The sequence below is a fragment of the Gaetbulibacter jejuensis genome (genome assembly GCF_039524015.1).
Classification (GTDB): domain Bacteria; phylum Bacteroidota; class Bacteroidia; order Flavobacteriales; family Flavobacteriaceae; genus Gaetbulibacter_B; species Gaetbulibacter_B jejuensis.
Genome location: NZ_BAAAGF010000001.1, coordinates 1,245,871 through 1,269,851 on the forward strand (window position 1 = coordinate 1,245,871; position 23,981 = coordinate 1,269,851).

Genomic DNA, 23,981 nt, shown 5'->3' on the forward strand with positions numbered 1-23,981 from the left:
GTTTTAGTTATGAAAACGCTATTAATTCAATTTAAGAGCTTAGTATTGGTTGCACTATTAGTTAGTGTAACCTTTGCTAATGCGCAAAAAGCAGAAGCACCAAGTCAAAGTTATGACTTAGGAGCTAAGATTAATGAAATGACATTGACTATTGGAGGTGTATTGGTAGTGGCAACAAATGATGGTTTAGTAGGGATAAAACCAACAGAAAGCCAACCAGTTTTTACCTTTAATAATTTTGGAAAGCTAAAACCAGAAGAGACTGATTTTATTCCAGGTTCACCATATATAGTCGTATCTCAAGGAGCGACTTCGGGTTTTGCAGGATTGTCTAAAACCAAAAGAGCAGTGATAGATTATGTTCAAGGTAAAGTGATTTTCAATTCTGATGATGATAGCTGGAATCAAATTTATACTTGTAATGTTATGTTGCCACAAAACAAACTAGTAGTTAGTGGTATTCAGAAAATAGGCGATAAGTTTGAAAAAATGACTCCTAAAGTAGCAGTATACGATCTTAACACTTCTAAGCTAGACTATAGTTTCTTTTTAGATAAACCAGGTAGAGTAGGAATTGCAAAAGACTTTAGTGTTACAGGAACGCCTTTACTTTTAAAGAACTCTTTAATTATACCAACAGCTCAAGGACTTATTGCTAAATCGCATTCAGGTGAAGATTTATGGCAAACTAAAATAAAAGGTGTTAATTGGATGGTTGCCGATGAAACTGAAAAAGAAATTTATGGTTTTGAAACTACTACAAATGGAAAAAACACCAGAATCCATAAAATTGGAAGTAATGGAGCTGAACTTTGGGAAGACGATAGAAAAGTAAAAGGTATTGTTACCAACTTTGAAATTCTACCTCAAGGTCTAGCTGTAGTTAGTGATGTAGCAGGAGGCACAGGAGCTTTAGGTGCAAAATCAGAATCAAAAATAACCATGTTTAGTGCTGCTACTGGAGAAGATTTATGGGATAAAGCACCAAAAACAAAAGGATACGTTCAACATTTTTACATAATGGAAGATGGTATTTTATTCGGAATAGAATCAGGAGGTATCAATAAAATTTCATTTGACGGCAAACCCCTTTTCAAAAAGCCTCTTAAAACAGGAGAAAATATTATGGTAATGGCACACACACCACAAGGGTTACTATATATTACAGGTGAAGACGCCAATATTGTGAATTTAGAAACAGGAGAAGAGGTTTGGGGTAAGCCGTTAAAATATAAAAGAGCAGCTTCAGTAGCATCAACCTTTGATGCTAAAAATGACAGATATTTAATTGCTGCTGATGGAAAAATCATGGCTGTTGATGCAAATTCAGGTGAAGTTAGTGATCTTGCTAAATGCGATTTTGAAGAAAAAGAAGATCCTAATCATATGGAAATAAGAGATACTGGTGTCTTTTTGTCATCAAGTCAAAATATGACCTCTTTAGCATTTGACGGAAATGAAAATTATCACACTTACCATAAATCACCTGGAAGAAGCACCTTTGGTAAAATTGTAGGAGGTATTACAGCAGTGGCATCTACAGCAATGACAGTTTCTATGAGTATGAAAGCTGGTGCTAATAGAAGTGCTTTTGGTAGTGTAAATGACCTTGATAGCTATAACGATTATGGTAAAGAAGCTAAAAGAGCTGCCGATATGTTTGCTGGAATAGCAGGAGCTTCTTTTGACTATTTATCTACTAGATTTAAATCAACTGCAGCCACCGAAAATGCACAGTTTATTTTAACTAAATTAGATAATGGTGTTGGGTTAGTTAAAGTAAATAAAGACACTGGTAATACAGATAAAGAAATTGTTTTAAACGACAAAAAGCCTGAGTATGAAGTAGATGAATTTGGAGGGTTTCTTTTCTATAAAGCCAATGATAAAACGATTTATGCTTACAATCTTAATAATTAAATCTTGTTGTTGAGATTTCCTGATTGAGCGTAATTTTTGTAGGATTACGCTTAATCTTTTTTAATTGCTTCTTATCGAAAAAAAAGATGATGAACTTCAATATGTTATATATTCGTAATGCTATTAATCAATTTTTTAAAAAGGCGTCAGTTATATTATCTGGTAAGGACAGGTATTTTCTGATGCTTTTTTTATTGTCAAAAATGAGGATACTTTTAGTCGCACTTCTATTCATATTTCAGTCATCTTATACCTATTCGCAAAACTTAGATAGCTTACTTACAGCTGCTAAAGAAATAAAGAATGATTCAGTAAGAATCAGGACGTTTAATAAGATTGGATTTAGTTATATATTCAACGATTCTGATAAAGCACTTCAAGTCATTACCGAAGGGAAAACGCAAGCCAAAGAGAGTGGGTTTAATTTTGGTTTAGCCGAATTAACAAATACACATGGTATCTATATGGATGTCACTGGTAAGTCCGATTCAGCTAAATACTACTTCACTAAAGCGTTAGATTTAAGTCATGAACACAACTTCAAAAATATTGAAGTCATGTGCATTAATAATTTAGGAATGTTTCATTGGAACAGAAGCGAATATGATGACGCATTGAGGTTCTTTTTTGATGCTTTAAGAATGAATGATGTCATTGGCGATGAAAAACAAAGTCATACATACCTTAACAATATAGGTCTTATATATCAAGAAATGAATCTTAATGAAAAGGCATTGAGTTATCATGAAAAGGCATTAAAAATTCGAGAAGAGCATAACTTAGAAAATGACCAGATTACGTCATTAAATAACATTGGCATCAACCTAAAAGATTTAGGACGCATTGATGAAGCTATAATGACATATAAAAAAGGATTAGTAATAGCAAAACGCACTAATAACCTTATAGAGTATTACAGGTTGTTAGATAACCTTGCAAATGCCTATAATGAAAATAATAACTATGATTTGGCTATCAAAACCTATTTACAAGCTTTGGATAAGCCTGAAGGTTTTGAGTCTGATGAAGCGTCTGAATTATCAACATACTCCAATTTAACAGCGTTGTATAACGAAATTAATGAACCACAAACCGCTTTGGGTTATGCTGAAAAAGGATTTAAACTGATTCAGAAATATCCTCAAATAAAAGCCAATTCAGGAGATCTTAACTTAAATACAGCTGAGAGTTATTACATGCTTCGAAATTTTAAAAAAGCACGAGAGCACACTCATAAATTTAGAATTTTAAAAGACTCTATTTTTTCTGAAAAGAATGCTCAAGCTATTGCTGATTTAGAAGTGAAATATGACACCGAAAAAAAGGAAAAAGAAATACTGATACAACGTGCTGAACTTGCAGAGCATAAATTAACTATTCAAAAACAAAACTATCAACTTTATGGAGTGGTTTGCTTAGCAGTAGTTTTAGGGTTGATAGGATACTTATTTTTCAATCAGCAAAAACTTAAAAACAAGCAGCTAAAAAAAGAAAATGAACTCAAAGATGCGTTGATAAAAATTGAAACTCAAAATAAGCTTCAAGAACAACGTTTGAGAATTTCAAGAGATTTACATGATAATATTGGTGCGCAGCTTACCTTTATAATTTCTTCTATTGACAATCTTAAGTATGGTTTTGATATTAAAGATGAAACCCTAAACAAACGACTAGAAAGCATTAGCAATTTCACCTCAGAAACCATCTATGAGTTGCGCGATACTATTTGGGCAATGAATAAGGAAGAGATAACAATTGAAGACCTTATTTTACGAATTACAAATTACAAGGATAAAGCAAGATTTGCGTCGCAGGAAATAGAGTTCAATATTAATGTTTCTAATAAAGTTGATATTGAAAAGTCGTTTTCTTCGGTAACAGGAATAGGAATTCATAGAGTCGTTCAAGAAGCTGTACATAATGCCATAAAACATGCTAAGGCAACTAAAATTGAAATTAGTATAGACAAACCTAAGAACCACAAACTATCAATAATTGATAACGGAAAAGGTTTTGATCTCAACACTATCGAAAAAGGAAACGGTTTAACAAACATGAAAAAACGTGTTAATGATTTAGGAGGTGAGTTTTCAATTGATTCTAAATTAAATGAAGGCACAACAATATCACTTACGTTCCCAAATTAATTTCTAACTTTAAACAAATCAACCAACTACTTTATAATATGAAAACATTTTGGCTGACAGTTTTTGGTATTCTTTATTTCTCTATTGGTTTTTCTCAAAACAATGTAGCAGTACTTAATGACTCAGCAATGGATATGTATAAAACCAATCCTCAAAAGTCAATTGAGTTATTGGAAAAGGCATTGACAATTTCTGAAAAAAATAAAGTAGTTAACAACATTGCATTAAGCAAAAATAACTTAGGAATTGTAAAACGAGATTTAGGACTATTCACTGAAGCTAAATTACTGTCAACTGCTGCTTTGGAAACTTCAACAGATTCTATAATCATTGCTTCAGCCTATAACAATGTTGGTGCGTGTAATCGTAATTTAGGATTGTATGAAGATGCTTTAGCAGCTTATGTAGAAGCGCTTAAAATCTACGATGCTAAAAGCATGGATTCGCATAGAGCAACTGTAACAAACAATATAGGAACAGTATATAGCTACCTTGGAATGAACCAACAAGCTATTGAAAATCATCTTAAAGCCAAAGATATTTTTGAGGCTGAAGACAATAAAAAAGGAATGTCTGAGGTCTACAATAGTATTGCTATTATTTATGCTAATGATGGTGACTTGCTAAAATCACTTGATTATTTTAAAGCCTCCTTGAAGCTTGAAGAAGACCTGAACAGTCAAAAAGGAATTGCGGAATCCACCAACAATGTTGGAGCAGTGTATTATTATTTAGAAGAAATAGACTCTGCTCTATTGTATTTTAATAAATCAGTAAAGGCAGAGCGTGCTATAGGCAACCAAACAGGAATTGGTGCCACTTACAATAATATTGCTGATGTGCTTATTGAAAACAATCGTTTGGAAGAAGCTAAAGTGTATCTAGATAGTGGTTACTATTATACAAGAAAAGCAAAATCGGCAACAGATATAGAAACAGCGTTACACAATTACTCTCAATATTACGAAGCTAAAAAACAACCTCAAAAAGCCTTAGAGTATTACAAAAGTTTCACTTTGTTTAGAGACAGTATTTTAAATATTGAAACCAATGGTAAGGTTGCCGAATTGGAAATTCAATATCAAACTGAAAAGAAGGAAAAAGAAATCTTGTCGCAACGTGCTGATTTAGCCGAAAAAGAACTCGATTTAAGTAAAAAGAACAACTACATTTTAGGTTTAGTGGCATTAGCAATTGTACTCTCGCTTTTGGGTTACTTAGTGTACAGTCAGCAAAAAATAAAAAACCGACAGTTGCTTCGCGAAAACCAGCTTAAAGATGCTTTGGCAAAAATTGAAACTCAAAGTAAGCTTCAAGACCAAAGACTACGAATTTCAAGAGATTTACACGATAACATTGGAGCGCAATTAACGTTTATCATTTCATCTTTAGACAATTTAAAATACGGATTTAAACTACCAGAAAAATTAGGCGATAAGCTTAAAAGTATAAGCACATTTACCTCATCAACCATTTATGAGTTACGCGATACTATTTGGGCAATGAATAAAAATGAAATATCTATTGAAGATTTACAATCTAGAATTTCAAATTTTATTGATAAAGCACATATCGCTTCAGAAGGTATTGAATTTAATTTTAATAAAGGAGAACACATTAATGATGACTTACAGTTTACTTCAGTTGAAGGGATGAATATTTATCGTATCATTCAAGAGTCAGTTAATAATGCTATAAAATATGCTGAAGCGACTAAAATAACGGTTGAGGTAAATCAGGTAGATGATAAACTTTTAGTTCAAGTTTCTGATAACGGAAAAGGGTTTGATGCTCAAAAAGTTGAACTTGGTAATGGACTCAATAATATGAAAAAACGCGCTCATGAAATTGATGGAGAGTTAACTGTAACCTCTGCAGAAGGTAACGGAACGGTAATTAGGTTACAGATGTAATATACGTCATGTATCGTATAGGTGAAATTCAATACGTTTACTATTTTTATAAAAATACCAGCCAATGAACATTAAAATAGCCATAGTTGACGACAACACATTTTTAATAAATGCAGTAAAAGAGAAGCTGTCTTTTTTTGAGGACTTGAATTTTAAATTTTCAGCAATGAATGGTTCTGATTTATTATCTAAATTGGAAAGCAATCACAATCTTGATTTAATCCTTATGGATATTGAAATGCCAGTGCTTAATGGTATTGAAACTACTGAAATAGTCAAGCAAAAATATCCTCATATAAAAATCATTATGCTTACTGTTTTTGATAATGATGAAAACATTTTCAATGCCATAAAAGCAGGAGCTGATGGCTATTTGCTAAAAGAAATTAATGCTAAAGATTTACATAGTGGTATTCTTGAAACATTAAATGGAGGCGCAGCTATGAATCCTTCAATAGCACTAAAAACCTTGAAATTACTTCGAAATCCTATGAGTATTGAAAACGAAAAGGATAAAGAAGATATTAAACTTACTGCAAGAGAGACTGAAGTGTTAGAGCACTTGAGCAAAGGATTGAATTACGTGCAAATTGCTGAAAACTTAATTCTTTCAACAGGTACTGTAAGAAAGCATATTGAAAATATTTACAAAAAGCTACAAGTGCATAATAAACTTGAAGCGGTACAAAAAGCAAAGAAAAATAACCTTATTTAATGTTTACACTATCAGGTACTAAAACAGTGTAATCACCATTATTGCGAATAACATCTCTAACAATTGAAGACGAAATAAACGATGTTTTTGCAGCAGTAAGCAAGAAAACGGTTTCAATTTTAGAAAGTTTACGGTTGGTATGTGCTATTGCTTTTTCAAACTCAAAATCAGCAGGATTACGTAAACCACGTAAAATAAATTGAGCATCAATCTTTTTACAGAATTCTATAGTTAAACCTTCATAAGTTACTACAGACACTTTAGGTTCATCTTTAAACGCATTTTCAATAAAGGCTTTACGTTCTTCAAGAGAAAACATATAGTTTTTATCAGCATTAATACCAATAGCTACAACTACTTCATCAAAAAGCTTTACACCACGTTTAATAATATCGTAATGTCCTAAAGTAATTGGATCAAAAGACCCTGGAAAGATTGCGCGTTTCATAATGTAAAATTACAGATTTTATTTCAAAGCCTCTTCAATAGCATTTTCAAAAAGAGCGCTTAAGCTTATTCCTGCTGTTGCAGCTTGCTGAGGTAATATGCTGGCTTTAGTTAAACCAGGTACTGTGTTAACTTCTAAAAGATGAGGTTCTCCATCTTTAAAAATATATTCGCTTCGGCTAAACCCTTTTAGCTTCAAAATGGTATACACCTGTTTAGCAACTGTATTAACCTTTTCTTCTTGTGTTTTGCTTAATCTGGCAGGAGTTATTTCTTGCGATTCACCCAAATATTTTGCTTTGTAATCAAAAAAATCATTGTTGCTCACAATTTCAGTAATCGGTAAAACGGTTACTTCTCCTTTGTAAGTAATCACACCAACCGAAACTTCAGTGCCATCTAAAAACGATTCAATAATTACTTCGTCATCTTCTTTAAAAGCGACATCAAGAGCGTTTTTTATATCTTCTTTTTTATAGACTTTAGTAATCCCAAAACTACTACCAGCTTTATTTGCTTTTACAAAACAAGGTAAGCCAACTTTGTTGACAATGTCGTTTTCATTAACTGCATCTCCTTGGTTGAGGTAATAGGACGTTGCGGTTTTAATTCCGTAAGGTTTTAAGGTGCTTAAACAGTCACGTTTGTTAAATGTTAATGCGGCTTGATACATGCCACAACTAGTATGCGGAATGTTTAACAACTCAAGATATCCTTGCATGTAGCCATCTTCACCAGGAGTGCCATGAATAGCATTAAACACACAATCAAAAGTTATTTTCTTGTCTTCAAGAGTAATCGAAAAGTCATTTCTGTCAATAGGAAATTCTACATCATTGTCATTAACATAAACCCATTTGTGCTTAAAAATATGTATTCTGTAAGCGTTGTATTTTGAAGTGTCTAGAGTTTCATAAACCACTTGACCGCTTTTTAAGGATATTTCATACTCGCTAGAATATCCTCCCATTATAATGGCAATATTTTTTTTCATATAAAGTCCTGTGTTCACAGGAATTGCTGTTAATTAATAATCACTCGATAATCCGAAACAAACAATAAAACGTAACTAATAATAGTTAAGCTAAAATAGCACATTAAAGCAAAAGAAAAAACCTTTGAGTTTTTATATATTTGTCATAATCTAATTTCCATTTATGAGTTTAGTAAAGTTTCTTACCAGTAAAGCATTTTTAAAACAAATTGCACTGGCTATCGTTGCTCTTGTAGTATTATCGTTTTTAATATTACAATGGCTGAAAAGTTACACCAACCATGGTGAGTTTGTAGAAGTGCCAGATTTAAAAGGTAAGACTTTAGAAACCGTTCAAATAGAATTAGGTGATAATGACTTGCAAATGGAAATTCAGGATTCGGCTAACTACAATCCTAATTATCCTAAATATTCAGTTATTGAGCAATATCCTTTAGCAGGTACTCAGGTTAAAGAAAACCGAAAAATCTATCTTATTTTAAATCCATCAGGTTATCGTAAGGTTGCAGTCCCAAATATTGTAAGACGTACTTTTAGACAAGCCAAACCAACTCTAGAAGCATTAGGGTTTGAAGTAGGAAAAATCACTTATGTTGATGACCTTGGTAAAGATGAGGTGATTGCTGTAAAATATGAAGGAGAAACTCTTAAAGCTGGAGATTTATTACCACTAACCACAAAAATTGATTTGGTTTTAGGTAATGGTAACCGATCAAACTAAACATGGCAGATCACGATACTTCAATAGACGACAATGATGATGAGTTGTACGAACATTATTCGTTTACCGCTGAAAAAGGTCAGCAACCACTTCGTATAGATAAATATTTAATGAATTTTATTGAAAACGCAACACGCAATAAAATTCAAACTGCTGCAAAAAACGGAAGTATTTACGTTAATGATACTCCTGTAAAGCAAAATTACAAGGTAAAACCATTTGATAAAATCAGAGTGCTTTTTGAGCATCCTCCTTATGAGTATTTGTTAACGCCTGAGAATATTCCGTTGGATATTGTTTATGAAGATGACGAGCTATTGGTAGTTAATAAACCTGCAGGAATGGTTGTGCATCCTGGTCATGGTAACTATTCAGGGACTTTAATAAACGCTTTAACCTATCATTTTGATAACTTACCAAACAATTCTAGTAATCGTCCTGGATTAGTGCATCGTATCGATAAAGATACTAGCGGACTTCTAGTGGTTGCAAAAACTGAAGAGGCTATGACGCATTTGTCTAAGCAGTTTTTTGATAAAACCAGTGAGCGCGAATATGTGGCTTTGGTTTGGGGAAATGTTGATGAGGATTCAGGTACTGTAGAAGGTAATATTGGTCGTCATCCAAAAAACAGACTGCAAAACACCGTTTTTGAAGGTGATGATGCCGATAAAGGCAAGCCAGCAGTAACTCATTACAAAGTAATTGAGCGTTTAGGTTATGTAACTTTAGTGTCTTGTAAGTTAGAAACTGGACGTACACACCAAATTCGAGTGCACATGAAACACATTGGACATACACTGTTTAATGACGAACGTTATGGTGGCGAAAAAATACTAAAAGGAACAACCTTCAATAAATACAAGCAGTTTGTGGAAAACTGTTTTAAAGTATTGCCACGACAAGCACTACATGCTAAAACACTTGGGTTTGAGCATCCTAAAACTGGAGAGTTTTTACGTTTTAATACCGAAATTCCTGAAGACATGCAGCTGTGTGTTGAAAAATGGCGTAACTACTCCAAGCATCAAGAATTGTAATAAGTTTTCTCAATAGTTTTATTGAAAAGAATAAAACCTAAAGTTGATTTTATAACTAGGTAATTGTAACTTTGAAAAAGAACTATTGTTTAACTTTTAAAGAGATTCCTGCTTTCGCAGGAAATGATTATGAAACTCGTTTTATCACCAGCAAAATCTTTAGATTACGAAAGTAAACTTCCCACAACAAAAACTACTGAAGCTTGTTTTTTAAACGAAGCTGAACGCCTTAATAAGTTGCTTAAAAAGAAGTCGGCTAAAAGTTTGTCAAAGCTTATGAATATCTCTGATAATCTTGGGCAATTAAACTACGAGCGTAATCAAGACTGGAGCTTGCCATTTACAAAAGACAATGCAAGACAAGCTGTTTATGCTTTTAGTGGTGATGTGTATAGAGGCTTAGACGCTTACACTATTGAAAGTAGTAAGTTAGATACTTTAGAAGACACAGTTCGCATTATTTCAGGACTCTATGGTGTTTTAAAACCATTGGATTTAATTCAACCTTACCGTTTAGAAATGGGAACTAAATTTCCAGTAGGAAAAAACAAAAACTTATACGAGTTCTGGAAAAAGAAAGTTACTCAAGCACTCAATGACGAGCTGCAAGACGATGAGGTGTTCTTAAATTTAGCGAGTAACGAGTATTTTAAAGCTATTGATACCAAAGCATTAAAAGTTACTGTAATTACTGCCAGTTTTAAGGATTTAAAAAATGGCGAATACAAAACCATTATGACTTTTGCTAAACTTGCCAGAGGTTATATGACACGATATATTGTAGATACCAATTCCAAAACCATTGACGACCTTAAAGGGTTTAACTACGAAGGTTATGGCTTTAGCGAAAGCATGTCTACTAAAAACGACTTGGTATTTATAAGATAATCAGGCCTTAGCTTTTTTGTCAATATTTATTTTTTGCTCAGTAGTTGGACGTTTTTTTATTTTTTGGCGTCTAACACCTGAAGACCCTCTGTGTATTTTTCCGCGTCGTGTTTTTTTATCACCTTTTCCCATGTTTATTATTATTGGTTACTACAGTAAAATACAAATTTTTTATACTTTAGTCAAGCAATCGATAATCCTCTCAATTCTATATGGTTTACTATTTAATATTGGCTATTCAATTTTTTTGTGTGTATCACGTTTTCAAACATAAAAATGAATATTACTGGGTGTTTCTTATCATTTTTGTTCCAGTAATAGGTTGTGCAGTTTATTTAATTAGTAATGTTTATAATAAAAGAGATGCCGAAAAAGTAGCTAGTGATATTACGTCTATTATCAACCCAACAAAAAAAGTTAGGGATTTAGAAAGCAAACTTCAATTTTCTGATACTTATCAAAATAGATTAAATTTAGCTGATGCTTATTTTGAAATATCTGATTACTCAAATGCTAGTCTACATTATGAACAGTTGCTTGAAGATAAATCGCAAAGCAACATATTTGTAAAAAAGAAGCTGTTAGAAAGTTATTACTACGCACAAGAGTATGAAAAAGCAATTGAGATTGCTGAAACAATAAAAGACCACCAAGAGTTTGTTAATACCATTTCGCAATTTACTTACGGATTATGCCTTGAAAAGCTTAACAGAATTGATGAAGCTGAAACCAATATGAAAGTAATAAACCAGCGTTATTCCCATTACAACGAGCGCTTGGTATTGGCTGAATTTTTATTGAGTCAACAAAAAAATGATGCTGCTTACGATATTTTAAATGATATTAACGCAGAGTCACAACATATGACCAAACCTAACCGAAGAATTTACAGGGCAACCATAAATAAAGTTAAGGACTATTTAAGCAAAGCATAGTTGTTTTTTCATAAACATCCATACCAACCTTTTATTCAAAATGACACTACAAAGTTAATTGTAGGCACATTACCACCACCAAGATTTTCAACAGGTGAGTTGCTAGAAAAAGATGTAGACTTTTGTTACGGCAGCTATTACAATAGCTTGTGGTTGTTTATTGATAAAATTCATAATTTGAATTTACGATACGATAATTCGCAAGAGGCTATTGAAGAACGTAAACGCTTTTTAATACAGCATAAAATAGGTGTTTGTGATATTGTTGAAAGTGCAGAACGAAAGAAGGTTGATGCTTCCGATTTGGGAATGACTAACATTGTGTTGCGAGATCTTATTGGCTACATTAAGCAATACCCAACTATTGATACCTTACTGTTTACAGGCGGAAACAGTAAAAATGGACCAGAATATTTTTTTAGAAAACACATTAAAGACTATAATATTAAGTTGAAAGTGGTGACTAACGAAGTTCCAAGAATACACGAGTTTGTTATTCCGATAGAAGGGAAGAAACCTACTGAAGCTACTCGAAAAATAAAAACCGTGTCCTTGACTTCTGGGTCAGGAGCAGCAAATATTTCGATAAGTAGATTGCCATTGTATAAACAGTTAAAAGCTAAAAATCCTGATTTTAATACTTTTGATTTTAGGGTTATGCAGTATAGTGAGTTTTTTTAGGGAGTCTTTTTACCAGTCTAAAAGAGCATTATTTTAAATATTCTATCAGTACATCTAGTTCGTCTTCAGTATAATTAAATTTATGTATTGTTCCATTGTTTCCCCACATTTCTTTTAATTCTAAAGCATACTTGTCTTTTGCTTTTAGCAAAGAGTCTTGCTTGGTTAAATATAATTTTAAATAACTAATTCCAACATTTTCAACGACTCCCTCAATATAGTTGTGATTCATTTCTTTTGAGACGTGACATTTTTTGCAATCCTGCATGAATATAGATTCGCCTAGTTTAAACTCAGGTGAAGTTTGTTTTATTTTAACCACTGCTTGTTTATCATCATTAATTATGGAATCAAATTCAGTAATTCCATTCTTTTTAATTACAAAAATGAAAACACCAATAGATAAAGCTAAAACGACACATGATGCAGTTATAATTTTAAGTATTAGTTTTCTGGGATTGTTCATTTATTATAATTCAATCAGCATTTATATATTCATAAAGTCCAATTAATTCTGTTTGAGTTATTGAGTTGGCCCAAAAGCTTCTGTGATAATCAACTCCTAATTCTCTTATTTTAGAACTATCAATTTTTTGTTTGTTTAAGGTCATCCAATTCCAGAGTAAAGTAGAGTCTGTTTTTGCTAATGCAGGTCCAGTCATATTTCTGTTTAGTGTATGGCAAGCTGCACAATTTGCATTAAAAATTTGTTTTCCAATTTGCGCATTTTCAGTTAATTTTAGTGAAACAGTTCCACAAATTAATTGAGGGGTTTTAGTTCCGCAACCAGCAGTTTTTGGTATGCTAAAACTGTATAAGAAAAAAGAAATTACAATTGTTAACATCAAAAGTCCACTTGAAATTTTCAAAATTTGATTGATCAAATCTTTCATGGAATTTGATTTAAATTATAGTTGTTTAAAGTTACGAAAAACTATTTGTTTTAGCTTGAATTTACTGTGATTTAATTGTCTTTAGAGATTCTTTTTCTAATCAGTAAAAAAGTCATAATTAAAATAATACTTACTCCAATAACTAATAAGCCATACTTGAATAACCCTGTAATAAAAAAGGTTGCAAACCCTTTGTAGCGACCTCTTTTAGAATACTCAACAAGTTCAGGTATTAGGTCAGAGTTCTCTAATAAGAAATAGCAAATCATACATATTATACCAATTATGTAATGCCTTACTATTTTAAAGTTTCTCTTGTTCATTAGTTTGTAGAATATAAATACTGTCTTGTGTTAATTAAAGGTTGTAATTAAGATTAATATAGAAGTTTAGAGACAGCTGTAATGAGTTATGCACGTTGTTTTAATATTTTTCCTTTTTCTTGATTTTTATTCTTAATTCTGAAAAATAAATTTATTCCATAGCTCAACAATTTTATTCGCAAAATACATTATTTCATAATTTTTACCTGATTCAAGCCTAATGTTGAAAGTTTGACTATTGACTGGTACAGTAGAGTCAGCAGTATAAGATACGCTATCTGAAGTTATTGTAGAGGCATCAACACTTTGGACTGGGTCTTCACTCGATCGAATGGAAGTTAATATCTTGTGTTTAGAACCATTACATAAATCGGCACAAACTCTTAATTCAGGATTATTATTAATAAATTCTTCAACACCAATATAATCCTCTTTTTTTAACCAATCTTTTATGTGATATCCGTAAGTATATAGATTTATTATATAATCATATAATAAATTCTGCTTTTGTTGAATCAAAGCCTCTTTCAAGTTTTCTCTATCTCTTTCAAGTTTTTTATAAACATCAAGTGAGTTTTTTAGTCCAATATTTGAAAAGTCAATAGTTTTCATTTCTAAATGTATTATAACAATCTCGTATAACCGTCAGTTATGGGTTAATATGTGTTAGTTTTCGGTTAAGCATTGTTGTTGACTGGCTTTTATTTGCGATTTTTTTAGTTCAAATTTCTTTTGAATTAATTAATTTAGCTCGTAATGTAAATTATAAATATTGTCCACGATAACTAGTTCTTTGTCTTTTAAAGAAATAATATTTATTAGAATCGGTCCTGCAAAATAATATTTATCATTATCTAACTGTTCAATCACTCCAACAGTATATTTTTTATAATAATCAAGTTTGTCTTTTGGAACAGGTCTATAAACTAAAATACCATTTTCAGAAACTTTCCAATAGTCGGATATTAAATCTCCATCCTTGTACCACCCACTTGTTATTTCAATATCAGAACGATTAATTTTTTCGTCAGAAACAATTATTTCAATTCCATATTTTGCAGTCATTTTTTTACTTAAAGAATCATTTTTAATTTTAGTGTTTTTTTCTCCGTAGATAAATTTCCAATTTCCAATCAAATCAGTTCTTTCAAGTTTTTGAGAATAAGCTATAAAAGGAAAAATGATTAGTAAACAAAGTATTTTAGTTCTCATTGTAAATGTTTTACAACTAGTTTATAATAGCTAAATATATAAAAACCTATTAGTTATATTTTAAATAATAGGGTTTTATCTAGTTGTTTTTTGTGGGTATATAACCAAGTTACTTTACAATGGAGTTTTAAATAGTATATCTTATTGCTAATTATTTTGTTTTAATTTCATTTTAGCAATTCTAACCAAATGCTGTTTAATAGGGTTTTTCATATTAGCCATACAATAGTCAAAAAGACTTTTGTTGGTATTTATTAAAGTTTCATAAGCAATAAAATTATCTACATAGTAGATTTCTTCTAAAACAGCTAAAAATTTAGGAAATAGTTTAGTGTCTTCAGGATAGTGATTTTTTAACACTACACCCAAATCGGTAATGTGTTGTGCGGCAGCAGTAGGGTCAACACTGTAGGCTTCAAGATAACCTTGAGCAAAAGAGGTTAACCCATAGTTGCTATAGTCTTTTTTAGGGTAAGTTATTTTTGTAGTATTGGTTTTACTGGTGTCGTTAGTAGTGTTGCTAGCAGTTGTAGTACTTGTTGTATTGGAGGTGGTTGGTGTGCTATTGGTAGTAGTAGTGCTTTTTAGTACATCGGTAGAAGGGTTAAACAAACGCGCTTTGTAAACATGCTTTTCTAGAGCCTTATCATACTCTGGAAATACATAGGTTGTAGCACCATCTATCGAAACCACTAAGTTAAGCGATGTGGTGTTACCTAAAGTGCCAACCATAGCGTATTTACCACGTACATACTCGCCATTTTCAAAAAGGTATACGTTCTTTTTATCTTCTGCTGGAATATACCACAAATCGTTAATCGCTGTACCAGGAACAGCGACTACTTTTTCGTTGGTAACCGTAGGCATATTTAAAAAAGCATAGGCCTTATTTGCGGTTTTATTTGTGCCTACAAAAGCGCCAAGACCTTTGGTGTAGTTTATAAAGTTCCAGTCTTTTAATTCGCCTTCGTCACCTCGTTCTAGAGCTTTTACTTTAAGACCGTTAAACAAGAGTACATTTTCGGCACCTGTACTTAGTATTTCTACCGGAATTTTCTGGTCTTTTTTGTATGTGCCAAGATAGGCATTGCGAGCAATGTAATAGGTTTTTGAAAGTGGATCGTAAAACACAAAATCATTTATAAATCTTGAAAACAGCATTTTCTTAAACTCTTTTCCATTAATAAAAACTATCGGAACAAGGCGTGCATTGGCAACAACTCCGTTGGTAAGGTCTGTCATTTGTACCGTTAGAGCTTGTAAACCCTTTTCATATTCGTTATGGTAAATAATGCTTCTGGTAGATGGAGGTGCTACTTTACCATCAAATTTATTTCGAAGCGGTTGTTTGGTTTCGGCATCTAGTATTGTGCGAACTATCCAATTACCTTGCGCATCAAACTCATACGTGTATATAGTGGCAGGAAATCCTTGGGTGTGTGCATATACTACGAGGCCATTTTCGTAGCGTATTTCTCGTACTATAATTTCTCCATCCTTGTTTGTACTTATTTCGTTTACGGTACACTTGGTGCCATCTTGTGTATAAGAGTATGTTATAGTACTAATACTATGTTTAGGATTGGTATACGTGGTTTTTATCACTCTATTTTTTGAATCGTATTCAAAGGCTCTGCTTGGGTTGTTATCTTCTTTTTCTTCAAGTAGTTTGCCTTTGTTATCATATACATATTGATAGGTGCTATATCTATCTTTAAAGTAAACAACCCTCCCTTGGTCATCACGACGTATTTCAAATTCAACATTATAAGGAAACCATTGCCCATCTTTGGTATAGTATTCTGATATGCTTTCTTGAAAAACAGTACCTTTTAAATTTTGATATTGCAAACTGCTTCCTCTAGGTATAGGGTTTTTAGGCGCATGAATCCAGTCAACATGTTGGGCAAAACCTGAATAGGTAGTTAATGTAATGACTATAAGTAGTAAAGATAGTTTGGTGTTGAAATTTTTCATCTAGCTGTAAGTTACAGCTACAATGTTATTTCAAAATGAACTATAAAAAAATACGACAGTTGACGTATTTTATTTTTATTACCTACAACGGTTTTGGCTATGATTTCGTTGCGGAAAAATTCGAAGGGTTTTTCATTATCGGTAAAAAGATAGCAAAAACACGTCGAATTTTGATGGAAATTTTATGAGCAAAAAATATTGTATTTGTTATTTAACATCATTATTAATTTCTATCCAATATCCATTTGGGTCTTTAAAGTAAATCTGTTTGATTCCATCTTTTCGTACATAAATTGTATTCGGATTGTCTTTCCAATCAAAAAATTCAATTTTTAAGTTCTTTAGATTATCAATTAAGGCGTCTAAATTAGATGTAGATAAAGCAAAATGTACAGCTTTATTTATTTTTATTTCTGAATTTGGACGAGGAATAAGATGAAGCTGTTTGCCTTCATTTAATGATAGCCATCTCGTTTCAGAATTAGAAGCCGTATTTTCAATTTCTTTAAGTTGAAGCACGTTTTGGTAAAACTGAACAGACTCGTCTACATCTTTTACTGAAAGCGCTATATGATTAAATGAAAAGGTGTGTGTCATTATCTTATTAATTCTTCATTAAGTTGTTAGTAAATGTTTATTATAGGTAATTAAAGAATAATTCAACAAAAACACCAAGAACAACACTTAATATTGCAGTTAAATTAGATAAAGGTTTTAATTTAAATGTGTTTGCAAATGCAAGCCATAAACACAGCAGCGCACAAATTGATAAAATTATTGTTCCGTATAAAGGTACTATGCTATTGAAAAGACCTATTAGATTAAAAATAGGGTCTAGCAAAGCAGTAAACCCAAAAAGGGCTAAAGTAAAGTTTGTCTTTTTATGTCCTATAAAAAGGTAATAACTCGCAGCTAAAAGCTCAACACTAATAGCCAAAGGACCAAATTGGTTATAGTATTCTCTTTTAAAATACGCTTCTAATCCTTGAGGAAATTCAATTTTTGATATAAAAGCAACACTTAAAGAAATCCCAACAATCAAAAGTGATAATGCAATAATTTTTCTTTTTTTCATAAGGTCTTTCTAAATGTTTTACAATGGTTTGGCTATGAGAGTTATGTAATTTAGTAAATATAAACCGAATAGAAAATCTGTGAGTCTAGTCGTTTCGAAATTTAGGGTAGACGAGAATCTATTTGCGGATAGGCAAGCAAGTAGTTATTAAAGGTCATTGTGAGCTACTGCTTTAGTGTTTGTTTTCAGTTTGCAATAACTCTTTTAAAGGTCTTCTTAGTTTTTTATAGTCCTCTGGCATTTGAAGAAATGGCTCAATGGTAAAAGTAATTGTATTTTTTGCATTGAAAACCCAATAGTTTCCTTTTAATTTTCCGTCACCAGTCTTAATATTATCCCGAGGAATATTGTTAATTGAAAATTCATTTTTTTCTTCACTATACCAAATTCCTAATGCTTCTAAATCTTTTTCTTTAATATAATTGAGTGTTAAATGTGGTTGGATTACATTGTTGATAGTTTTTAAATTAAAGCTTTTAACAGGAAAATTATTTAATTCTTTTGACCAAGCTGTGTTTTTTCTTTTCACATCAAGAATTTTATTCCACTGTTCCAGTACTAGTGTACTATCCTTTTTTGTCTGTATAACTGTAAATAATCCTTCTTGGATAATTTCAATTTCTTTATTTTGAGGGTATATAGTTATGGTGGTTTTTTCAGAAGCTATTCTACCATCTTCAATTCCAAAAAAAGAAGCCAATGCAAAGAATAATATTTTTATTTGTTCCATTTATCGTTCGGTTTTTTAATTAGCGGTCAAATTTAGTGACTATGAGTAGTTGCATGTTTAAGCAACTAATTTAGAAATACAAGCTGAATAGAAAATCTGTGAGTCTAGTCTTTTCGAAATTTAGAAATAGCAGGCTGAAGACTAGCATTAAATTATGTAAGCGGTTGGTGTCTAAACCGTTTCCTGATTTGTATAGCTTATATATATTGTTAGTCTTTGGTTATTTTTTATTTAGAGCTTCAATTCTTTCTTTATAGTAATCGTCACCACTTATTTCATAAGCCTTTTTTAAGTATTTTAATGCATTCTCTTTGTCATTTTGAGATTCATAATACTCAGCCATCGAATCATAAGCATTTGCACTTGTTGGATTGTATTTAATATTCATTTCAAAAAACATTAATGCCTTCTTAGGTTGACCCATTTGCATATTCATGTAGCCATAGCCATTTAGCATTTCGTCTATCATAGGTGCAGTAGGAACACCAAAATGTTCAGTGTAGATTTGTTCCTGCTCCTTCAATAGCGAAACCAATTCTTCTATTGGTGTTTCCGGATTATTATATTTTTGAGGAGATTTAAACTGATACCATTCAAAAAGAAAAATCAACCCATCTCTTATAGATGGTAACGGAACTGTACCATGTAAATCTTCATTATAAAACTTCCATGAAAAATTTAATCCATTCTGTTTTTGAGATTTAGCATAATTTGAAAACTCAATGATTGAACGCGCAAACAAAGTAAACTCTGAAGAGTCATCCATAATATTCTCCATTGTTATGTCTTCATTCCACATATGTAGCTGCTCTGCTGCTAAAGACACAAAGAGAGATTTGCCTTCATAACTTTCGGTACTCAATTTTGCTTTTGCTTCCTTCAATAATTTTTGGTCGTCCCAATCCAAACTTGGATCTATAGCTATATAATTTTGAAAGAGATGCTTATGATTAACCAACATATTTATGGTAAACAAACCAGCATAAGAATGCCCAATTAAGGTACGATAAGGAATGGTTGGATACTTACTATCAATATATGGTATGAGTTCCTTTTCAATAAATTTAGTAAAGGTTTCTGCGCCTCCAGTTTCACGATCAAATGCGCTACCACGTCTCATTTTTATTTGTGAAGTAGTTAAATCTCTTGTTCGGTTTTTGCGATTAGAAATCCCAACAAGTATCATGTGTGGGAGGTAATGTCCCCAATAATTACCATAAACAGTTTCTAAAGTGCTTTCTAGTGAAAATCCGTCCATTAAATAAATAACAGCATATTTTTCATCACTATCTGGCTGAAAATTATCTGGTAATCTTACCCAAAAGTCACGGCATTCTCCTAAAGTTTTAGAAAATATGGAATCTACTATTCGGTTTTGAAATTGCGCTGTTTGGGACTCAGCTGTTTGTGCAATTGCACCTTGATTTACTATTAAAGGAGATGCAATAAATACTAATAAGTAGAGGTAATACTTCATTATTTTGGTTTGAATTTAAATGCTAATAAATACATACGCTAAACTAAATGTTTACTTTGATTATTTGTTGTTAGTAATAAAGGCTAACGTGTTTGTGTAAGATTAGTTACTTGATTTAGGATGTAATTTAGCAAATAAAAACCGAATAGGAAACCTACAGGTTCCGACGCTTTAGGATTCAGAAGTAGACGAGAACCAGCAATTATTTATAGCCATCTTTGTTGTGTGTAGTTTTTATTTTTAAAATTCAGAGCGAACATTATTATAATTTTCTAATACTTTTAAAACTTTTTCTGGTTCGATTCCTCCAAAACAAGATAAATGTAATTTGTTATTCGTTCTTTTTAATTCCATTTCCAAAATCATATCACAATTCATTATAGGTCTCAATTCACTCCATTGATGAGCAATAACTGAAATTGGACTATATCCTATAATTCCCCAAGTTTGAATACCACTAAATCTGGGTAAATATTCTTTTCTCTTTATTTCTCTGTAAAGTTGCTCAACAGTTAATTCTTTTAAAGTGATTGATTTTGTGTGAGGTGCATCAATATCGTCGCTAATGTGAACACTGTCACGAGTTAAAATAATTTCAGTCATTAATTCAGTTCAGTTTTGGCATTGTTTTCCGAATTTGTTTTACTCGTCCGTTTTTGATTCCCATTTGAGTAAGTAAATCAACATATTCAGTAAATTGCTTGTTAAATTTTTTATATTCAGTCGGATTTTCAATGTGAATTTCCCAAAGTGCTCCAGCTCCACCAAATAATTCTCGGCTAATCACAAGTCTTTTAAATTCCGATTCATCTTTATTGTCAGCAGCGAGTCGAATTTGAGATAAATGGTCCACATAAAATCCAAGTCCGTTATCAATTAGAATTTGTCCGAGTAAATCCGATTTCAAAGTCAGTTCCGAAACATTTATATCCGAGAAGTCAATCGGTATTTTTTTCTTTTTTAGAAAGTCAAATAGTCCCATTAAATGTCCATTCAGTTCGGTTTTCTCAAATTACACACAACTAGTTTATAATAGCTAAATATATAAAAACCTATTATTTATATCCTAAATAGTACTAATGTTACTAGTTTTAGTTGAGTTGTTTCCTAATTTGGTGCAAAAATCGTATTATTATTTTTATATCAATTTAGGATAAAAACAGCAAGTGTATTTTTTAAGAGCCTAATTGTCTTAAGCCTTCGTAAACCACTACGCTTACCGCATTGGCTAGGTTTAAACTACGTATGTGCTTGCTATACAATGGAATTTTAAATAGTGAGTCTTCATTGTTTTGGGTGATGTGTTTAGGGAGTCCAACCGACTCTTTTCCAAAAACCAAAAACAAGTCGTCTTTAAAAGGAATGTCCCAATGCTGTTGCTTGCCATGACTAGACAAATACACCATATTTGCAGTTTTGTTTTTAGTGAAAAAATCGTCAATATCGTCATAATAAACAATATCCAAGTGTTGCCAGTAGTCTAATCCTGCACGTTTTAATCGACTGTCATCTATTTCAAAACCAAAAGGTTTTACCAAGTGCAATGTAGAGCCAGTAGCTAATGCTAACCTACCAATATTACCTGTGTTGTTTGGAATTTCAGGTTCTATAAGAACAATATTTAAAGACATTAAAATGATTTTTTTTTGAACTGTATAAATATAAAATAACCTATTCTTAATCGAATAGGCTATTTGTACTTTTTATAAAAAACTACAACAATTAGTTTTTGTTTTGTTGTTTCTTTATAGTGCTTTCATCAATATCAAACTGGTTGGTGTTTTGGTTAACATCGCCAGTTGGATTTAACGGATTGCTTTGTTTTTTCTTTGGTTTAAATTTTCTTTTGTCTTCAATAATTCCCATTATTCATTTGATGTTTTATCGTTCATCATTAATATAAGAAATTGAAGCCAAAATTCTATTAAAATTATCTTAAAATCAGATAATTATAGATTTTGTAAAGTTTGGAATTGTACTAATGCTGTTTTGGTTTAAATGCTTTATAAACGCACTACCAATAATAGCACCTTTAGCATAAGTGGTTGCTTGCGTAAATGTTTCACTATTACTTATTCCAAACCCAACAATTTGAGGGTTATTTAGAGTCATATCATTTATGCGTTTAAAATAGTTTAATTGCTCCTCGCCAAATCCTGTTTTTGCTCCTGTTGTACTTGCGCTACTAACCATATAAATAAATCCATTAGAAACCGAATCGATATAATGAATGCGTTCATCACTAGTTTGAGGTGTGATTAAAAACACGTTTGTTAGTCCGTATTTTTCAAAAGTAGCTTGATATTCTTCATGATAAACATCCACAGGAAGATCTGGAATAATTAATCCATCAATGCCAATTTCATGACATTTCTTACAGAAGTTTTCCACGCCATATTGAAGCATTGGATTGAAATAACCCATAATAATTAGTGGAATAGAAACCGTTTTTCTAATATCTTTTAACTGATTAAAAAGTATTTCGGTAGTCATTCCGTTTTTTAACGCTTGGGTAGAACTTGCTTGTATGGTTGGTCCATCAGCTAAAGGATCGCTAAACGGTAAACCAATTTCAATCATATCTACACCACTGTTTTCAAGCGATTCAATAATAGAAACTGTATCGTTAAGGCTTGGATATCCTGCTGTAAAATATATGGATAGTAACTTTTTGTCTTCGTTTAGTTTATGTTGAATTCTATTCATCATTATAAATTAAAATGCTTAATATAGGTTTCTAAATCTTTGTCACCACGACCAGACAAACTCACAACAACAATAGCATCAGGTTTAAAGGTTTTTTGTTCAAAAACAGCCAAAGCGTGAGAGCTTTCAATAGCAGGAATAATGCCTTCCAGCTTACAAAGTTCTAAACCTGCATTCATTGCTTGATCGTCTGTTATGGCAATAAACTCAGCACGACCTGAAGCATACAAATGTGCATGCATTGGTCCAACTCCAGGATAATCTAGTCCTGCCGAAATAGAATAAGGCTCAGTAATTTGACCATCGTTAGTTTGCATAAGTAGGGTTTTGCTTCCATGTATAATTCCCATCTTTCCTAATACTGAAGTTGCTGCACTTTCGCCAGAATTTACACCATGACCAGCAGCTTCAACTGCTATAAGATTCACATTTTCATCATCTAAAAAATGATAATAAGCACCAGCAGCATTACTGCCACCACCAACACAAGCAATAACATGGTCAGGTGTTTCAGTTCCTTCGTGTGTTTTTAGTTGCGATTTTATTTCCTCTGAAACCACACTTTGAAATCTTGCTACCATATCAGGATAAGGATGCGGACCAACCACACTACCAATAATATAGTGCGTATTTACAGGATTGCTAATCCAGTCTCTTATGGCTTCATTTGTAGCGTCTTTTAAGGTTTTGCTTCCTGAAGTTGCAGGAACAACTGTAGCACCAAGCATTTTCATTCTGGCAACATTAGGCGCTTGTCGAGCAATATCAATTTCTCCCATGTAAACAATACATTCTAATCCCATTAATGCGCAAACCGTTGCTGTTGCAACACCATGTTGTCCTGCTCCAGTTTCGGCAATAATTCGGGTTTTGCCAAGGCGTTTTGCCATAAGAATTTGACCAATAGTATTATTGATTTTATGTGCTCCTGTATGGTTAAGGTCTTCGCGTTTGAGGTAAATTTTAGTATTGTATTTTTCTGAAAGTCGCTTAGCAAAATAGAGTGGAGAAGGACGACCAACGTAGTCTTTTAAAAGCTGATTGAACTCTGCTTTAAAATCGGGTTCGTTCATTACTTTAAGATAGTTTTGTCGTAACTCTTCTACATTTGGATATAGCATCTCAGGTATGAATGCGCCTCCAAATTCTCCGTAATAGCCTTTTTCGTTTACATTATAACTCATAGT

28 protein-coding genes are annotated in these 23,981 nt (G+C 32.1%); 9 read left to right on the forward strand and 19 right to left on the reverse strand.

The genetic code is table 11. The annotated features are described in order from the left end of the window. Positions 1-9: 9 nt before the first annotated feature. From ABD011_RS05420 to ABD011_RS05435, 4 genes are all read left to right on the forward strand, one after another. Complete coding sequence (locus ABD011_RS05420; protein WP_343796418.1) at positions 10-1,920, forward strand: outer membrane protein assembly factor BamB family protein; 1,911 nt, start codon at positions 10-12, stop codon at positions 1,918-1,920. Between the two features lie 203 nt (positions 1,921-2,123). Continuing rightward, entirely contained in the window at positions 2,124-4,067 is a 1,944-nt protein-coding gene (locus ABD011_RS05425; protein ID WP_343796420.1) for a tetratricopeptide repeat-containing sensor histidine kinase, read from the forward strand. Positions 4,068-4,105: 38 nt separating this feature from the next. Beyond that, a complete protein-coding gene (locus tag ABD011_RS05430) occupies positions 4,106-5,980 on the forward strand; it encodes a tetratricopeptide repeat-containing sensor histidine kinase (RefSeq protein ID WP_343796422.1) in 1,875 nt (624 codons plus the stop codon). A gap of 64 nt (positions 5,981-6,044) precedes the next feature. Further along, the gene (locus ABD011_RS05435) at positions 6,045-6,695 is read left to right on the forward strand and encodes a response regulator (protein ID WP_134198732.1); all 651 of its coding nucleotides are present in this window, start codon (positions 6,045-6,047) and stop codon (positions 6,693-6,695) included. Here the strand turns inward: ABD011_RS05435 and coaD are convergent. Together coaD and ABD011_RS05445 are read right to left on the reverse strand one after the other, a co-directional pair. Further along, a complete protein-coding gene (gene coaD / locus ABD011_RS05440) occupies positions 6,688-7,143 on the reverse strand; it encodes a pantetheine-phosphate adenylyltransferase (RefSeq protein WP_129759157.1) in 456 nt (151 codons plus the stop codon). The genes ABD011_RS05435 and coaD overlap by 8 nt on opposite strands. Before the next feature lie 18 nt (positions 7,144-7,161). Continuing rightward, positions 7,162-8,136: a D-alanine--D-alanine ligase gene (locus tag ABD011_RS05445; protein WP_343796426.1), complete on the reverse strand. Its 975-nt coding sequence runs from the start codon at positions 8,134-8,136 to the stop codon at positions 7,162-7,164. 163 nt (positions 8,137-8,299) lie between these two features. On the opposite strand from ABD011_RS05445, the gene ABD011_RS05450 reads away from it, so the two are divergent. The 3 genes from ABD011_RS05450 (at position 8,300) to yaaA (ending at position 10,785) form a co-directional block, all read left to right on the forward strand. Further along, positions 8,300-8,857: a PASTA domain-containing protein gene (locus ABD011_RS05450; protein ID WP_129759155.1), complete on the forward strand. Its 558-nt coding sequence runs from the start codon at positions 8,300-8,302 to the stop codon at positions 8,855-8,857. A 2-nt stretch (positions 8,858-8,859) separates the two neighbouring features. Further along, a complete protein-coding gene (locus ABD011_RS05455; protein ID WP_343796429.1) occupies positions 8,860-9,897 on the forward strand; it encodes an RluA family pseudouridine synthase in 1,038 nt (345 codons plus the stop codon). Between the two features lie 129 nt (positions 9,898-10,026). Beyond that, positions 10,027-10,785, forward strand: a complete 759-nt coding sequence (yaaA, locus tag ABD011_RS05460; protein ID WP_343796431.1) for a peroxide stress protein YaaA — start codon at positions 10,027-10,029, stop codon at positions 10,783-10,785. Here yaaA and ABD011_RS05465 read toward each other — a convergent pair whose 3' ends face one another. Next, positions 10,786-10,917, reverse strand: coding sequence for a 30S ribosomal protein THX (locus ABD011_RS05465; protein ID WP_129759151.1), 132 nt, complete (start codon positions 10,915-10,917; stop codon positions 10,786-10,788). Between the two features lie 119 nt (positions 10,918-11,036). Between ABD011_RS05465 and ABD011_RS05470 the strand changes: the two genes are divergently transcribed. Together ABD011_RS05470 and ABD011_RS05475 are read left to right on the forward strand one after the other, a co-directional pair. Then, complete coding sequence (locus tag ABD011_RS05470) at positions 11,037-11,720, forward strand: hypothetical protein (RefSeq protein WP_343796433.1); 684 nt, start codon at positions 11,037-11,039, stop codon at positions 11,718-11,720. Continuing rightward, positions 11,721-12,401: a uracil-DNA glycosylase family protein gene (locus ABD011_RS05475; RefSeq protein ID WP_343796435.1), complete on the forward strand. Its 681-nt coding sequence runs from the start codon at positions 11,721-11,723 to the stop codon at positions 12,399-12,401. A 28-nt stretch (positions 12,402-12,429) separates the two neighbouring features. On the opposite strand, the gene ABD011_RS05480 is transcribed toward ABD011_RS05475, so the two are convergent. The 16 genes from ABD011_RS05480 to trpB all read right to left on the reverse strand — a co-directional run bounded on the left by ABD011_RS05480 (position 12,430) and on the right by trpB (position 23,978). Beyond that, complete coding sequence (locus ABD011_RS05480) at positions 12,430-12,867, reverse strand: c-type cytochrome (RefSeq protein WP_343796437.1); 438 nt, start codon at positions 12,865-12,867, stop codon at positions 12,430-12,432. A 10-nt stretch (positions 12,868-12,877) separates the two neighbouring features. Continuing rightward, positions 12,878-13,294 carry a c-type cytochrome gene (locus tag ABD011_RS05485; protein ID WP_343796439.1) on the reverse strand — a complete coding sequence of 139 codons (417 nt, stop codon included), beginning with the start codon at positions 13,292-13,294 and terminating at the stop codon, positions 12,878-12,880. A gap of 71 nt (positions 13,295-13,365) precedes the next feature. Beyond that, complete coding sequence (locus tag ABD011_RS05490) at positions 13,366-13,617, reverse strand: hypothetical protein (protein WP_343796442.1); 252 nt, start codon at positions 13,615-13,617, stop codon at positions 13,366-13,368. Between the two features lie 132 nt (positions 13,618-13,749). Beyond that, complete coding sequence (locus tag ABD011_RS05495; protein WP_343796444.1) at positions 13,750-14,229, reverse strand: hypothetical protein; 480 nt, start codon at positions 14,227-14,229, stop codon at positions 13,750-13,752. Between the two features lie 129 nt (positions 14,230-14,358). After that, positions 14,359-14,829 (reverse strand): hypothetical protein, encoded by a 471-nt coding sequence (locus ABD011_RS05500; RefSeq protein ID WP_343796447.1) that lies wholly within the window; start codon positions 14,827-14,829, stop codon positions 14,359-14,361. A 147-nt stretch (positions 14,830-14,976) separates the two neighbouring features. Continuing rightward, on the reverse strand, positions 14,977-16,806 hold the full coding sequence (locus ABD011_RS05505; RefSeq protein WP_343796449.1) for a hypothetical protein: 1,830 nt from the start codon (positions 16,804-16,806) through the stop codon (positions 14,977-14,979). A 207-nt stretch (positions 16,807-17,013) separates the two neighbouring features. After that, complete coding sequence (locus tag ABD011_RS05510) at positions 17,014-17,403, reverse strand: VOC family protein (RefSeq protein ID WP_131505854.1); 390 nt, start codon at positions 17,401-17,403, stop codon at positions 17,014-17,016. Positions 17,404-17,443: 40 nt separating this feature from the next. Next, on the reverse strand, positions 17,444-17,881 hold the full coding sequence (locus ABD011_RS05515) for a hypothetical protein (RefSeq protein ID WP_129759146.1): 438 nt from the start codon (positions 17,879-17,881) through the stop codon (positions 17,444-17,446). A 172-nt stretch (positions 17,882-18,053) separates the two neighbouring features. Continuing rightward, positions 18,054-18,611, reverse strand: coding sequence for a hypothetical protein (locus ABD011_RS05520; RefSeq protein WP_343796452.1), 558 nt, complete (start codon positions 18,609-18,611; stop codon positions 18,054-18,056). A 220-nt stretch (positions 18,612-18,831) separates the two neighbouring features. Continuing rightward, positions 18,832-20,088 carry an alpha/beta hydrolase-fold protein gene (locus ABD011_RS05525; RefSeq protein ID WP_343796454.1) on the reverse strand — a complete coding sequence of 419 codons (1,257 nt, stop codon included), beginning with the start codon at positions 20,086-20,088 and terminating at the stop codon, positions 18,832-18,834. A 240-nt stretch (positions 20,089-20,328) separates the two neighbouring features. Beyond that, positions 20,329-20,691, reverse strand: a complete 363-nt coding sequence (locus ABD011_RS05530; protein WP_343796456.1) for a hypothetical protein — start codon at positions 20,689-20,691, stop codon at positions 20,329-20,331. 4 nt (positions 20,692-20,695) lie between these two features. Then, on the reverse strand, positions 20,696-21,070 hold the full coding sequence (locus tag ABD011_RS05535; RefSeq protein WP_343796458.1) for a hypothetical protein: 375 nt from the start codon (positions 21,068-21,070) through the stop codon (positions 20,696-20,698). A gap of 193 nt (positions 21,071-21,263) precedes the next feature. Further along, positions 21,264-21,719 (reverse strand): tRNA (cytidine(34)-2'-O)-methyltransferase, encoded by a 456-nt coding sequence (locus ABD011_RS05540; RefSeq protein WP_343796460.1) that lies wholly within the window; start codon positions 21,717-21,719, stop codon positions 21,264-21,266. 91 nt (positions 21,720-21,810) lie between these two features. Then, a complete protein-coding gene (locus ABD011_RS05545; RefSeq protein ID WP_165353649.1) occupies positions 21,811-21,954 on the reverse strand; it encodes a hypothetical protein in 144 nt (47 codons plus the stop codon). 75 nt (positions 21,955-22,029) lie between these two features. Continuing rightward, on the reverse strand, positions 22,030-22,794 hold the full coding sequence (trpA, locus tag ABD011_RS05550; RefSeq protein WP_343796464.1) for a tryptophan synthase subunit alpha: 765 nt from the start codon (positions 22,792-22,794) through the stop codon (positions 22,030-22,032). A 2-nt stretch (positions 22,795-22,796) separates the two neighbouring features. Then, entirely contained in the window at positions 22,797-23,978 is a 1,182-nt protein-coding gene (gene trpB, locus ABD011_RS05555) for a tryptophan synthase subunit beta (RefSeq protein ID WP_343796466.1), read from the reverse strand. Between the last annotated feature and the right edge of the window lie 3 nt (positions 23,979-23,981).